Origin of the sequence: Streptomyces sp. NPDC058751 (assembly GCF_042746485.1) — a bacterium.
Classification (GTDB): Bacteria; Actinomycetota; Actinomycetes; order Streptomycetales; family Streptomycetaceae; genus Streptomyces.
The window spans coordinates 69,101-81,742 of record NZ_JBHYPZ010000007.1 but is presented as its reverse complement, the minus strand read 5'-3'; the positions used below and the strand labels follow the sequence as shown (position 1 = coordinate 81,742).

The following is a 12,642-nucleotide window of genomic DNA, read 5'->3' as shown; positions in this document are numbered from 1 at the left end:
ACGTGATTTCGAGTCTGCTGGTCGCCAACCGGGGCGAGATCGCCTGCCGTGTCTTCCGCACCTGCCGCGAGGCCGGGGTGCGCACCGTCGCGGTGTACTCGGACGCCGACGAGAACGCCCTGCACACCCGGGAGGCGGACGTCGCGGTACGGCTGCCGGGCAGTGCGCCCGCCGAGACGTACCTGCGCGCCGATCTCGTCGTGCGGGCCGCGCTGGAGGCGGGCGCGGACGCGGTGCACCCGGGGTACGGGTTCCTGTCGGAGAACGCGGACTTCGCGCGGGCGGTGACCGACGCCGGGCTGGTGTGGGTCGGGCCGTCCCCCGAGGCGATCGAGGCGATGGCGTCCAAGACCCGCGCCAAGAAGCTGATGGGGCTCGAACCCCTGGAGCGCGTCACCGGGGCCGACCTTCCCGTGCTGGTCAAGGCGGCGGCGGGCGGCGGCGGGCGCGGGATGCGGATCGTCCGCGAACTGGCCGATCTGGACGCCGAGTTGGAGGCGGCCCGGGCGGAGGCGCTGAGCGCCTTCGGTGACGGGGAGGTGTTCGTCGAGCCGTACGTGGAGGGCGGCCGGCACGTCGAGGTGCAGATCCTGGCCGACGCGCACGGCACGGTCTGGCCGCTCGGCACCCGCGACTGCTCCCTCCAGCGCCGCCACCAGAAGGTGATCGAGGAGGCGCCCGCTCCCGGACTCGGGGACGAACTCACGCGCACCCTCTACGAGTTGTCGGTGCGGGCCGCCCGTGCGGTGGACTACGTCGGCGCCGGAACGGTCGAGTTCCTGGTCGCCGGCACCACCGCGCACTTCCTGGAGATGAACACCCGCCTCCAGGTCGAACACCCGGTGACGGAGGCGGTGTTCGGGGTCGACCTGGTGGCCCTGCAACTGCGGATCGCGGAGGGGGAGCGGCTGGAGGGCGAGCCCCCGCCCGCGCGCGGCCACGCGGTGGAGGCCCGGCTGTACGCGGAGGACCCGGCGGGCGCGTGGGCGCCGCAGACGGGCACCCTGCACCGGATCGCCGTCCCGGACGGCGTCCGGCTGGACACCGGGTTCGCCGACGGCGACCCGGTCGGCATCCACTACGACCCGATGCTCGCGAAGGTCGTCGCGCACGCCGCCACCCGCGCGGAGGCCGTCCGCAAGCTGGCCGGCGCCCTGGAGCGGGCCACGGTCCACGGCCCGGTCACCAACCGGGACCTGCTCGTACGGTCGCTGCGGCACGAGGAGTTCGCCGGGGCCCGGATGGACACCGGGTTCTACGAGCGCCACCTCGCCGCGCTGACCGAGCCCGCCCCGGACCCGTACGCCCCGCTGGCGGCGGCGCTGGCCGATGCGCACGGGCGTTCCCGGTTCGGCGGCTGGCGGAACCTGGCGTCGGGGCCGCAGACCAAGCGCTACCGGATGCACGGCACCGAGCACGAGGCCGCGTACCGGCACACCCGCAGGGGACCGGAGGCCGACGGGGTGCGCGTGCTGCACGCCGACGCGGGCCGTGTCGTCCTCGAAGTCGCGGGCGTGCGGCGGACGTTCGACGTCACGCGGTACGACGGCGGCCAGGTCTTCGTGAACGCGACCGCGCTGACCGAACTCCCCCGCTTCCCCGATCCGGCCGCGGACCGGGCTCCGGGCTCGCTGCTCGCGCCGATGCCCGGCACCGTGGTCAGGGTGGCCGACGGGATCGCCGAGGGCGCCGCCGTGCGGGCCGGGGAGCCGCTGCTGTGGCTGGAGGCGATGAAGATGGAGCACAGGATCTCGGCACCGGCGGCGGGGACCCTCACGGCCCTGCACGCCGTGGTCGGACAGCAGGTGGAGGTGGGCGCGCTGCTGGCCGTCGTAAGGGAGGAGACGGCGCCCGGCCCGGCGGCGGACGGCGCCGGGTGAGGAGGCGCCCCGCCCCGGGGCGCCGGGCCGCACCACCGCGCGGGGTCTTCGCCGCGCGGGTCCGACAGCTATGCACAGGCCGCGTTTTCCGTACTCTTCTCACCGAGGAGCCCTCATGAGCCCTGTCACAGAGACCGACGAACACAAGGCGCTCCGTTCCGCGGTCGCCGCTCTCGGCAAGCGCTACGGCCGCGCGTACCTCACCAAGGCGGTCGCCGAGGGCGGTCACCCCGACGAACTGTGGGCCGAGGCGGGCAAGCTCGGCTACCTCGGGGTGAACCTCCCCGAGGAGTACGGTGGCGGGGGTGGCGGCATCGCCGAACTGTCCATCGTCCTTGAGGAGTTGGGCGCGGCGGGCTGTCCGCTGCTGATGCTCGTCGTCTCGCCCGCCATCTGCGGCACGGTCATCGCCCGCTTCGGCACCGAGGAGCAGAAGCGGGCGTGGCTGCCCGGGCTGTCGGACGGCACCCGCACCATGGCGTTCGGCATCACCGAGCCCGACGCCGGCTCCAACTCGCACCGCATCACCACCACGGCCCGCCGCGACGGCACCGACTGGGTCCTGAACGGCCGCAAGGTCTTCATCTCCGGCGTCGACATCGCCGACGCGACGCTGATCGTGGGCCGCACCGAGGACGCGCGCACCGGCAGCCTCAAGCCCTGCCTGTTCATCGTCCCGCGCGACGCCGAGGGCTTCGGGCGGCGGCAGATCGACATGGAACTGTCCAGTGCCGAGAAGCAGTTCGAGCTCACCCTGGACGAAGTGCGGCTGCCCGCCGACGCGCTCGTGGGCGACGAGGACGCCGGACTGCTGCAACTGTTCGCCGGGCTCAACCCGGAGCGGGTGATGACGGCCGCGTTCGCGATCGGCATGGGCCGCTTCGCGCTCGCCAGGGCCGTGGAGTACGCGCGCGAGCGCACCGTCTGGAAGGCGCCGATCGGCGCCCACCAGGCCATAGCCCACCCGCTCGCCCAGGCCCACATCGAGCTCGAACTGGCCCGGCTGATGATGCAGAAGGCCGCGTACCTCTACGACGAGGGCGACGACATCGGGGCGGGGGAGGCCGCCAACATGGCCAAGTACGCCGCCGGAGAGGCCTGCGTACGGGCCGTCGACCAGGCGGTGCACACCCTCGGGGGCAACGGCCTCACCCGGGAGTTCGGCCTCGCCTCCCTCATCACGGCGGCGCGCGTGTCTCGTATCGCGCCGGTGAGCCGGGAGATGATTCTCAACTACGTCTCCCACCAGACCCTGGGTCTGCCCAAGTCGTACTGAGCGCTCTAGGAGGAACCGTGTTCCGCAGCGAGTACGCAGATGTCCCGGCCGTCGAGGAACCCATCCACGACGCCGTCCTGGGCGGCGCCGCCGAGCGGGGCGATGCCCCCGCGCTCATCGACGGCGTCGACGGCACCACGCTCACCTACGCACAGGTCGACGGGTTCCACCGGCGGCTGGCCGCCGCGCTCGCCGAGGCGGGACTGCGCAAGGGCGACGTGCTCGCCCTGCACAGCCCCAACACCATCGCCTTCCCCGTGGTCTTCTACGGGGCCACCCGGGCGGGGGCGTCGGTCACGACCGTGCACCCGCTCGCCACCGCGGAGGAGTTCGCCAAGCAGCTGCGGGACTCCTCGGCCCGCTGGATCGTGACCGTCTCGCCCCTGCTGGAGACGGCCCGGCGGGCCGCCGAACTCGCGGGCGGGATACGGGAGATCCTCGTCTGCGACCAGGCGGAGGGCCACCGGTCCATGCTCGACCTGCTCGGCAGCACCGCGCCCGAACCGGAGGTCGCCATCGACCCCGTGGAGGACGTGGCGGCCCTCCCGTACTCCTCGGGCACCACGGGCGTCCCCAAGGGCGTGATGCTCACCCACCGCTCCATAGCCACCAACCTCGCACAGCTCGAACCGGCCATGCCGATGGGCCCGGACGACCGCATCCTCGCCGTGCTGCCGTTCTTCCACATCTACGGGCTCACCGCCCTGATGAACGCGCCGCTGCGGCAGGGCGCCACCGTCGTCGTGCTGCCCCGCTTCGACCTCGACGCCTTCCTGCGCGCCATCCAGGAACACCGCATCACCGGCCTGTACGTGGCGCCGCCGATCGTCCTGGCGCTCGCCAAGCACCCCGCCGTCGCGGAGTACGACCTGTCGTCCCTGAAGTACATCGTCTCGGCGGCCGCGCCCCTGGACGCCGCGCTGGCCGCCGCCTGCTCGGCCCGGCTCGGACTGCCGCCGGTGGGCCAGGCCTACGGCATGACCGAACTGTCGCCCGGCACGCACGTCGTCCCGCTGGACGCCGAGAACCCGCCCCCGGGAACGGTCGGCAAGCTCGTCGCGGGCACCGAGATGCGCATCGTCTCCCTCGACGACCCGGACAAGGACGTCGCCGTCGGGGAGCGCGGCGAGATCGTCGTACGGGGGCCCCAGGTCATGAAGGGCTATCTGGGCCGGCCCGACGCGACCGCCGCGATGATCGACCCGGACGGCTGGCTGCACACCGGGGACGTCGGCCACGTGGACGAGGACGGCTGGCTGTTCGTCGTGGACCGCGTCAAGGAACTCATCAAGTACAAGGGCTTCCAGGTCGCCCCCGCCGAACTGGAGGCCCTGCTGCTCACTCACCCCGGCATCGCGGACGCCGCCGTCATCGGGGCCTACGACGACGACAACAACGAGATCCCGCACGCCTTCGTGGTCCGCCAGCCCTCCGCCGCGGACCTGTCGCGGAACGAGGTCATGCTGCACGTCGCCGAACGCGTCGCCCCGTACAAGCGGGTCCGTCGCGTCACCTTCGTCGACGCCGTCCCGAGGGCGGCCTCCGGGAAGATCCTGCGCCGCGAACTGCGAGGCCTGTCATGACCGTCGTCCGCGCGGAACACGAGCGGGGCGTCACCACCCTCACCCTGGACTCGCCCGCCACCCGCAACGCGCTGTCGGCCGCCCTCGTGGGCGAGCTCGCCGACGCCCTCACCCGCTCGGGCAAGGACGGCGACGTGCGCGCCGTCGTCCTGACCCACACCGGGAACACCTTCTGCGCGGGCGCCGACCTGCGCGACCCTCCGCCCCCGGAGGCGTTCACCGGCCTGCTGCGGCAGGTCGTCGAACTGCGCAAGCCCGTCGTGGCCCGGGTGGACGGGCACGTCCGGGCCGGCGGTCTCGGTCTGCTCGGGGCCTGTGACGTCGCGGTGGCGGGCGGGGCGGCGAGCTTCGCCTTCACCGAGGTACGGATCGGGGTCGCCCCCGCCGTCATCTCGCTGCCCCTGCTGCCCCGCGCCGACCCGCGCGCCCTCGCCCGGTACTACCTCACCGGCGAGCGCTTCGGGGCCGCCGAGGCCGTCCGCACCGGGCTCCTCACGGCGGCCGGGGACGACGTGGACGCCGTGCTCGCGCCCGTGCTCGACGGGCTGCGCCGGGCGGAACCCGGAGCCCTCGCCGAGACGAAGGCGCTGCTCACGGCTAAGGTGCTGGAGACCTTCGACCGGGACGCGGCGGACCTGACCGCGCTCTCGGCCCGGCTGTTCTCCTCCGCGCAGGCCCGCGAGGGGATGACGGCCTTCCTCGAACGACGGGATCCCGCATGGGTGGTGTGAGCGCGACGGAGCACGCGGCACGTACTCCGCACGTCCCCAAACAGGACCGCAGCCGGGCCACCCGGCAGCGGCTCCTGGCCGCCGCCGTGGCCTGCCTCGCCGAGCACGGCTGGGCGGGCTCCACGGTCTCCGTCGTCGCCGAGCGCGCCGGCGTCTCCCGGGGCGCCGCCCAGCACCACTTCCCCACCCGCGAGGACCTCTTCACGGCGGCGGTCGAGTACGTCGCCGAGGAACGCTCCACCGCGCTGCGGGACCTGTTCCCCGACGGACCCGCCGACCGGCGCGCCGTCGTCGAGGCCCTCGTCGGCCTCTACACCGGGCCGCTGTTCCGGGCCGCCCTCCACCTGTGGGTCGCGGCCTCGAACGAGGAGCAGCTGCGGGCGCGGGTGACCGAGCTCGAAGCCCGCGTCGGCCGCGAGAGCCACCGGATCGCGGTGGACCTGCTGGGCGCGGACGAGTCCAGGCCCGGGGTGCGCGAGACGGTGCAGGGCCTGCTCGACATGGCGCGCGGCCTCGGCCTGGCGAACCTGCTCACCGACGACACCGGGCGCCGGGAGCGGGTCGTCGCGCAGTGGGGGACGATCGTGGAGGAGACGCTCGGCTGAGCCGCGGTCCCGCGCCGGCCCCCGATCAGGGGCTGAGCCGCTCGATCCGCCAGCCGCCGTCGGGCTCGGCCAGGTAGCGGAGCCGGTCGTGGAGCCGGTTCTCGCGACCCTGCCAGAACTCGACCTCCCGCGGGGCGATCCGGAAACCGCCCCAGTGCGGCGGCACGGGCACCTGCTCGCCCTCCGGGTAGCGGGCGTCCAGCTCCGCGTACGCGACGTCCAGCTCGCTGCGCGAGGAGATGACCTTGGACTGCGTGCTCGCCCAGGCGCCGAGCTGGGAGCCGTGCGGGCGGGTGCGGAAGTATGCGGCGGTCTCCTCCCGGTCCGTGCGCCGCGCCGTTCCGGTGACGATGACCTGCCGGGCCAGCGGGTGCCACGGGAAGAGCAGCGAGACGTACGGGTTGTGGGCCAGCTCGCGGGCCTTGCGCGAGTCGTAGTTCGTGTAGAAGACGAAGCCCTGGTCGTCGTACCCCTTGAGCAGCACCGTGCGGGAGCTGGGCCGGCCCTCGGCGTCCGCCGTGGAGACGACCATCGCGTTCGGCTCGTGCACGAAACCGTGCACCGCGGCCTGCGCCGCCTGCTCGAACCAGCGGGAGAACTGCTCCATGGGGTGCGCGGCGAGATCGTCCTCGTCGAGTCCCTCGGCGCGGTAGTGCGCCCGCATGGAGGCCGGGTCGGCGGCGATCTCCTCGTGCGCGGCCTCGGCGGCCTGGGCCGCGGCCTGGATGAGGGGCTCGTTCGTGGATTCGTCCGGGACACGATCGTTCACGCGGTCATCCTGCCGCATCCGGGCCCCTGACGGGCCGGGTGCGCGGGCGAGTGCGCTTCGTCACGCGGTGGCACTCAGTGCCGCGTACTCTCCCTAAAGATGGCACTCGGGGATATCGTGCTGGTGCCGTTCCGGTTGGAGGACCGGCCGTACGGGGCATCACCGGGGTAGCCGCTTCCGGAGCGCGAGCCGGCGAAGACCGACCGAAGAGCATTCGGGAGTCCTCGCCGACGGCCGTGGAACCGACGGGCGCAGCGCCTCACCGTCGACCGCCGCCCCCACAGGGGCACGAGGTCACCACCACTCCGACAACACCATTCGTCGTACACATCATGAGGAGCCGCCTGATGTCCGACTTCGTACCCGGACTCGAAGGAGTCGTCGCGTTCGAGACGGAGATCGCCGAACCCGACAAGGAGGGCGGCGCCCTCCGTTACCGGGGCGTCGACATCGAGGACCTCGTCGGCCACGTCTCCTTCGGCAACGTCTGGGGACTTCTCGTCGACGGTGCCTTCAACCCCGGTCTGCCGCCCGCCGAGCCGTTCCCGATCCCCGTCCACTCCGGTGACATCCGTGTCGACGTGCAGTCCGCGCTCGCCATGCTCGCGCCCGTCTGGGGCCTCAAACCCCTCCTCGACATCGACGCGGAGCAGGCCCGCGCGGACCTCGCCCGCGCCGCCGTCATGGCCCTGTCCTACGTCGCCCAGTCCGCCCGCGGCCAGGGCCTGCCCATGGTCCCGCAGGGTGAGATCGACAAGGCCCACTCCGTCGTCGAACGGTTCATGATCCGCTGGCGCGGCGAGCCGGACCCCAAGCACGTCGCGGCCGTCGACGCCTACTGGACCTCGGCGGCCGAGCACGGCATGAACGCCTCCACCTTCACCGCGCGCGTGATCGCCTCGACCGGCGCGGACGTCGCCGCCGCGCTCTCCGGGGCCGTGGGAGCCATGTCGGGCCCCCTGCACGGCGGTGCCCCCTCCCGCGTCCTCGGCATGATCGAGGAGATCGAGCGCACCGGGGACGCCGAGGCCTACGTCCGGCAGGCCCTCGACAGCGGCGAGCGCCTGATGGGCTTCGGCCACCGCGTCTACCGCGCCGAGGACCCGCGCGCGCGGGTGCTGCGCCGCACCGCGCGCGAGCTGGGCGCCCCCCGCTTCGAGGTCGCCGAGGCCCTGGAGAAGGCGGCCCTCGCCGAGCTCCACGCCCGCCGTCCGGACCGTGTCCTCGCGACGAACGTCGAGTTCTGGGCGGCCATCGTCCTGGACTTCGCCGAGGTCCCGGCGCACATGTTCACGTCCATGTTCACGTGCGCCCGGACCGCGGGCTGGTCGGCGCACATCCTGGAGCAGAAGCGCACCGGCCGCCTGGTGCGCCCCTCCGCGCGCTACGTGGGCCCCCGCACCCGCACCGTCCAGGACATCGAGGGGCACGAGGGCATCGTGCACTGACCCCGCGGGGCCGCCGGTCATCACGCGGGGGCGAGCAGCTCCGCGTGGTGGCGGGCGGCGGCGAGCGGGTGCGCCCGCAGCTTGCCCTTGAGCTCGTTGTAGCCGTACTCGGCGAAGAGCGGGTTCGACGGGTCGTCGGTGACGCCGGGCGCGGCGGAGGCGTGCGGGAAGGGCAGCGGCTCGATCCGGGCGTCGAGGCGCGGGTTGTAGAAGAACGGCACCGAGAACCGCTCGGTGGCGCCGGCCGGGCTCACCACCCGGTGGTTGGTGGCCACGAGGTACCCGTTCGTGGCCACCTCCAGGAGTTCGCCCAGGTTGACCACGAAGGCGCCCGGCAGCGGCGGCACGTCGTGGAAGAGGCCGTCCTCGCGCTGCACCTGGAGCCCGCCGACGCGGTCCTGGAGCAGCAGCGTCAGGAACCCGTAGTCCTTGTGCGCGCCGACCCCCTGGCCGGCTCCGTCGCCGGCGCTCCCCGGATAGCGCACCAGCTTCAGGTGCGGGTGGGCCCGCTCGCCGAAGACCGGGTCGTAGAAGCCGGCGGGAGCCCCGATGGCCGTCAGCAGTTCGCGCAGCAGCCGCTCCGCGACCGCGCTCAGCCGTTCCATCCAGGTCAGCGCGGCCGTCCGCAGCTCCGGCAGCGCGGCCGGCCACTGGTTCGGCCCCTGGAGCCACCAGTAGGGGGGCTCACCGGGGCGGGGCACCCGGGCGGGCCGCTCGGCGCCTATGTCGAGCTGGTCGCGCCAGTCCCGGCCGCCGCCGGTGCGTTCGTCGCCCGTGCGCGTGTACCCGCGGAAGTGGGGTGAGCCGACGTTGTCGAGGGCCAGCCGGTCGGCCTCGGGGAGCGCGAAGAACCGGTGCATGGCCCGCAGCAGGGCGTCGGTCTCGGCCTCGGTCACGCCGTGCCCGACGAGCTGGAAGAACCCCACGTCGTGGGCGGCGCCGTGGAGCTGCGCGTGCAGCAGCGCCCGTGCCCGGGGGCCGCGGTCGGCCGCCGAGAGGTCGATCACCGGAAGCTGCTGGTACGAGGGGAGGGACCGCCCGCCCGGGACGGGTGCGCCCGGCGTGGACACGCCCGGGGCGGGCGTGTTCGGGGCAGGCGTGGAGTACGGGGAAGACGTGTTCGTCATGAGATGCGTCCGCGGGGTCTACGGGTGCCCGGGGCGGCCGCCGGGGGTGGGGCGGGGGCCACGGGTGCCGGGTGAGGGGAAGAAGCCGTGCGAAGGGGCCGGTCAGGCGGAGCGCCGACAGCCCGTGCTCGTGACGCGCACGTAATCCACGTGGCGGCGTCGGACGAGCATCGGAAGCATGGCCCCAGCCTACTGCCCCCTCCGCGAACCGCCTGTGACCCGGGTCACCCCGGCCGTCGTCCGCGGGCCGCCCGGAAACACCGCCCGGAAACACCGCCCGGAAACACCGCACGGAGAACACCGCCCGGAAACACTGCCCGGAAACGCAGACGACCCGTGAGCTCGGGTCCCTCCGCCTCGCGGCGACGGGGCCGGCCGGACGTACCGGCGAGCTCACGGGTCGGGTGACTGCGTTGGATTGGGCCGGCTGCATGCACATCACACATGCTGGTCCGGCGCCGAACCGAGTCCGACAACGGGCCGCTAGCCCGCAGTCACCTCGTATGTCCGGGTTTCCGTCATGAGCCGAACCACCTCCTCTCCTACGTGGGAAACACTCTAGGAACCCGTCCCGGGGGCCTCAAGTGATTTATCGGGAGGAGTGGGAAGGGGCTTCCGCGGGGGGCGCCGCGGAATTCCGCCGTACAGGGATTTCCCTCATCTTCGGGGAACGAGGTGTGGGCTGGGTCACGTTCGAGTTGAATGGTGACGAGTGAGCGATCTGTCGCGCCCTACACACGGACGCAGCTGCAGGGGGTCCAGGTGAGTGCTTCCCGGCGTAGTGGGACCACCGACGAGCTGGGGCCGGACGAGCCCGAGCGGGACGGTTCCGATCTGCTTGCCGCGCTGCTGGACGGCATGGACGCGGCCCTGTGCGCCTTCGACGCCGACGGGGTCCTCACCCACTGGAACCGCGAGGCCGAGCGCATCCTCGGCTGGACGGCGGCCGAGGCCGTGGGACGGCGCGGATTCGCCGGCTGGGCCGTGCGGACCGCGGACGCCGAGGAGGTCGAGAGCCGGCTGATGTCCGCCATGGAGGCGCCCGGCCGCCAGGTGGACGAGTTCGCGCTCCTCACCAAGGACGGCGGCAGGGTCCTCGTGCGCACCCAGTCCGCCGCCGTCCGCGGCCCCGAGGGCAAGCCCGCCGGGGTGTACTGCGCCTTCAGCGAGGTGCACACCCAGATCGACCTCGAACGGTCGATCGCCCTGAGCGAGGCGCTCTTCGAGGACGCCGGCTGGGGAGTGGTGCTGGTCGACGCGGACCTGCGGCCCGCCGTGATCAACGCGCACGCCGCACAGGCCTTCGGCACCGCACGCGGCGCGGCCCTCGGCCGCCCCCTGGGGGACCTGCTCGCCCAGGGCGTCGAGGAGCTGGAGAGCGCCCTCACCCACGTCCTGTCCGAAGGCGCGCCGCCGGCCCCCGCGGAGATGTGGGTGAGCCTGCGCACGGCGGAGGGCGAGAGGCGGCGGTGCTGGCGCAGCGGCTTCGTGCGGCTCGCCTCGCCGCTCGCGGAGGAACCCGTGCCGCTCGGCGTGGGCTGGCTCTTCCAGGACGTGACCGAGGCCAAGCAGACCGAGCAGGAGGCGGCGCTGCTGCGCTTCCGCGCCAACCAGCTCCACCGCGCCGCGCGGGCCGCGGCCGAGTGCGAGAACCCGGGCGAGGCCGCCGCCGTCCACCTCGACTTCGCCCTCGCCGGCTTCGCCGACCACGCCTTGGTCGACCGGGTGGCCGGGGGCGGTTCCGCGGACGGGGAGGGGCCCGTGCGGCTCGTACGGACGGTGGCCACGCCCGCCGGGTCGCCCGGACCGAGCCACATCACCGGGAAGGCCGGACTGCCCCTGCGCTACGGGGAGGGGCATCCCGCCCTCCAGTGCGTGGACCGCGCCGGTTCGGTACGGGCCGACGCGGCCGCCGCCGATCCCGGGCAGGCGCGCGAGTGGGCGCTCGCCCGGCAGTGGCCGCGCGACTCCGTGCACGCCCTGTGCGCGGTGCTGCGCAGCCGGGGGCGGACGCTGGGGGTCGTGACGTTCCTGCGGAACGCGGGCCGCAGCCGCTTCGAGCGCGCGGACGCGATGTACGCGGAGGACGTGGCCGTCCGGATCGCGATGGCCCTGGACCTGGAGGAGCTGACGGGAAGGCCCTGAGCGCCCCCGGTGTCCCCGCGGGCCCGCCTCCTCGGTTCCGGCGCCGGTGTCCGCCCTTTCAGCGCTGGTAGAAGATCCGGTCCCCGTACTCCGTCATGATCCGCTTGTTCCATTCGTGGCCGCCGTCGACGTTGCCCGAGCGGAGCAGGGGCGGTTCGACGCCGCGGTCCACGAGGGCGCCCGCCGCGGTGGCCATCACGGCCTGGAGGAGGGCCGAGGTGACGACGGTCGAGGCGGGGGCGAAGGGCGCCGCGACGGAGTCCAGGGTGAGTTCGGCGTCGCCGATCGGGATCCGCGAGTCGAGGACGACGTCGCAGTGGTCCTTGAGGTAGGTGCCCGACACGTGCCGTGACGTCGTCCCGGTGGCGTAGGCGACGGAGGTGACCCCGACGACCTTCACCCCCAGGGCGCGGGCGTGCATCGCCATCTCCACGGGGAGCGCGTTGCGGCCGGACAGGGAGATGATCACCAGCAGGTCGCCGGAGCGCAGCGGGCTGGAGTCGAGGACCGCGCTCGCCAGACCGTCGACCCGCTCCAGGGCCGAGCCCAGTGTCGCGGGCATGACGTCGACGCCCACCGCGCCCGGCACGGCGAGCAGGTTCATCAGCGCGAGACCGCCCGCGCGGTAGACGACGTCCTGCGCGGCGAGCGAGGAGTGACCGGCGCCGAAGGCGAAGAGCCGGCCGCCGTCCACGACGGTGTCCGCGATCAGGGTCCCGGCCGCCTCGATCTCCCCGGTGTCCTCGTCCCGTACCCGCCGCAGCAGGCCGATCGCGGCGTCGAAGAACTGCCCGGCAAGCTCGCTGTCGCTCATCGGCGAAGCCCCTTAGAAGTCTCGTCGGCGTGGAGATCTCGTCGGCGCCGGGTCGGCGCGGGGCGGGGGACGGCTGAACCGGTCGCCCGGTGCGGCCGTACTCCCGTCGTGTCGCGGATCACGTTGCGGTCTGTACCACTGCCCTGTCAATACGACTTCCCGTGTACTCCCGGGCACGCGGTGAGGGCGTCCACGGAACGGCGGGGGTGCCGACCGCGGGGATTTCCGGAGCGATCGGTGCCAAGCGGTCCGAACGGTGAGGCA

General features: G+C 73.5%; 10 protein-coding genes. 7 read left to right on the top strand and 3 right to left on the bottom strand.

Annotated elements, in window-relative coordinates:
• Positions 1-2: 2 nt before the first annotated feature.
• The 5 genes from ACFW6B_RS09260 (at position 3) to ACFW6B_RS09240 (ending at position 6,075) form a co-directional block, all read left to right on the top strand.
• Entirely contained in the window at positions 3-1,880 is a 1,878-nt protein-coding gene (locus tag ACFW6B_RS09260; protein WP_386593689.1) for an acetyl/propionyl/methylcrotonyl-CoA carboxylase subunit alpha, read from the top strand.
• Between the two features lie 115 nt (positions 1,881-1,995).
• On the top strand, positions 1,996-3,156 hold the full coding sequence (locus tag ACFW6B_RS09255; RefSeq protein WP_386593686.1) for an acyl-CoA dehydrogenase family protein: 1,161 nt from the start codon (positions 1,996-1,998) through the stop codon (positions 3,154-3,156).
• Positions 3,157-3,173: 17 nt separating this feature from the next.
• Positions 3,174-4,739 carry a 4-coumarate--CoA ligase family protein gene (locus ACFW6B_RS09250; protein ID WP_386593684.1) on the top strand — a complete coding sequence of 522 codons (1,566 nt, stop codon included), beginning with the start codon at positions 3,174-3,176 and terminating at the stop codon, positions 4,737-4,739.
• Positions 4,736-5,470 carry an enoyl-CoA hydratase family protein gene (locus ACFW6B_RS09245; protein WP_386593682.1) on the top strand — a complete coding sequence of 245 codons (735 nt, stop codon included), beginning with the start codon at positions 4,736-4,738 and terminating at the stop codon, positions 5,468-5,470. The genes ACFW6B_RS09250 and ACFW6B_RS09245 overlap by 4 nt, the downstream gene beginning before the upstream one ends.
• Complete coding sequence (locus ACFW6B_RS09240) at positions 5,458-6,075, top strand: TetR/AcrR family transcriptional regulator (RefSeq protein ID WP_386593680.1); 618 nt, start codon at positions 5,458-5,460, stop codon at positions 6,073-6,075. Before ACFW6B_RS09245 ends, ACFW6B_RS09240 begins: the two co-directional genes overlap by 13 nt.
• Before the next feature lie 25 nt (positions 6,076-6,100).
• On the opposite strand, the gene pdxH is transcribed toward ACFW6B_RS09240, so the two are convergent.
• Positions 6,101-6,739, bottom strand: a complete 639-nt coding sequence (gene pdxH / locus ACFW6B_RS09235) for a pyridoxamine 5'-phosphate oxidase (protein WP_386593911.1) — start codon at positions 6,737-6,739, stop codon at positions 6,101-6,103.
• 452 nt (positions 6,740-7,191) lie between these two features.
• On the opposite strand from pdxH, the gene ACFW6B_RS09230 reads away from it, so the two are divergent.
• Positions 7,192-8,292 carry a citrate synthase 2 gene (locus tag ACFW6B_RS09230; protein ID WP_386593678.1) on the top strand — a complete coding sequence of 367 codons (1,101 nt, stop codon included), beginning with the start codon at positions 7,192-7,194 and terminating at the stop codon, positions 8,290-8,292.
• Between the two features lie 20 nt (positions 8,293-8,312).
• On the opposite strand, the gene ACFW6B_RS09225 is transcribed toward ACFW6B_RS09230, so the two are convergent.
• Complete coding sequence (locus ACFW6B_RS09225; RefSeq protein ID WP_386593676.1) at positions 8,313-9,419, bottom strand: isopenicillin N synthase family dioxygenase; 1,107 nt, start codon at positions 9,417-9,419, stop codon at positions 8,313-8,315.
• A gap of 702 nt (positions 9,420-10,121) precedes the next feature.
• Between ACFW6B_RS09225 and ACFW6B_RS09220 the strand changes: the two genes are divergently transcribed.
• On the top strand, positions 10,122-11,564 hold the full coding sequence (locus ACFW6B_RS09220) for a PAS domain-containing protein (protein ID WP_386593674.1): 1,443 nt from the start codon (positions 10,122-10,124) through the stop codon (positions 11,562-11,564).
• Positions 11,565-11,622: 58 nt separating this feature from the next.
• On the opposite strand, the gene ACFW6B_RS09215 is transcribed toward ACFW6B_RS09220, so the two are convergent.
• Complete coding sequence (locus tag ACFW6B_RS09215) at positions 11,623-12,378, bottom strand: SIS domain-containing protein (protein ID WP_386593672.1); 756 nt, start codon at positions 12,376-12,378, stop codon at positions 11,623-11,625.
• Positions 12,379-12,642: the final 264 nt, after the last annotated feature.

Coding starts and splice junctions, on each gene's coding strand:
- ACFW6B_RS09255 (WP_386593686.1), top strand. CDS start 1,996: ATGAGCCCTGTCACAGAGACCGACGAACACAAGGCGCTCCGTTCCGCG.
- ACFW6B_RS09225 (WP_386593676.1), bottom strand. CDS start 9,419: ATGACGAACACGTCTTCCCCGTACTCCACGCCTGCCCCGAACACGCCC.
- pdxH (WP_386593911.1), bottom strand. CDS start 6,739: ATGCGGGCGCACTACCGCGCCGAGGGACTCGACGAGGACGATCTCGCC.
- ACFW6B_RS09220 (WP_386593674.1), top strand. CDS start 10,122: ATGGTGACGAGTGAGCGATCTGTCGCGCCCTACACACGGACGCAGCTG.
- ACFW6B_RS09245 (WP_386593682.1), top strand. CDS start 4,736: ATGACCGTCGTCCGCGCGGAACACGAGCGGGGCGTCACCACCCTCACC.
- ACFW6B_RS09215 (WP_386593672.1), bottom strand. CDS start 12,378: ATGAGCGACAGCGAGCTTGCCGGGCAGTTCTTCGACGCCGCGATCGGC.
- ACFW6B_RS09230 (WP_386593678.1), top strand. CDS start 7,192: ATGTCCGACTTCGTACCCGGACTCGAAGGAGTCGTCGCGTTCGAGACG.
- ACFW6B_RS09240 (WP_386593680.1), top strand. CDS start 5,458: ATGGGTGGTGTGAGCGCGACGGAGCACGCGGCACGTACTCCGCACGTC.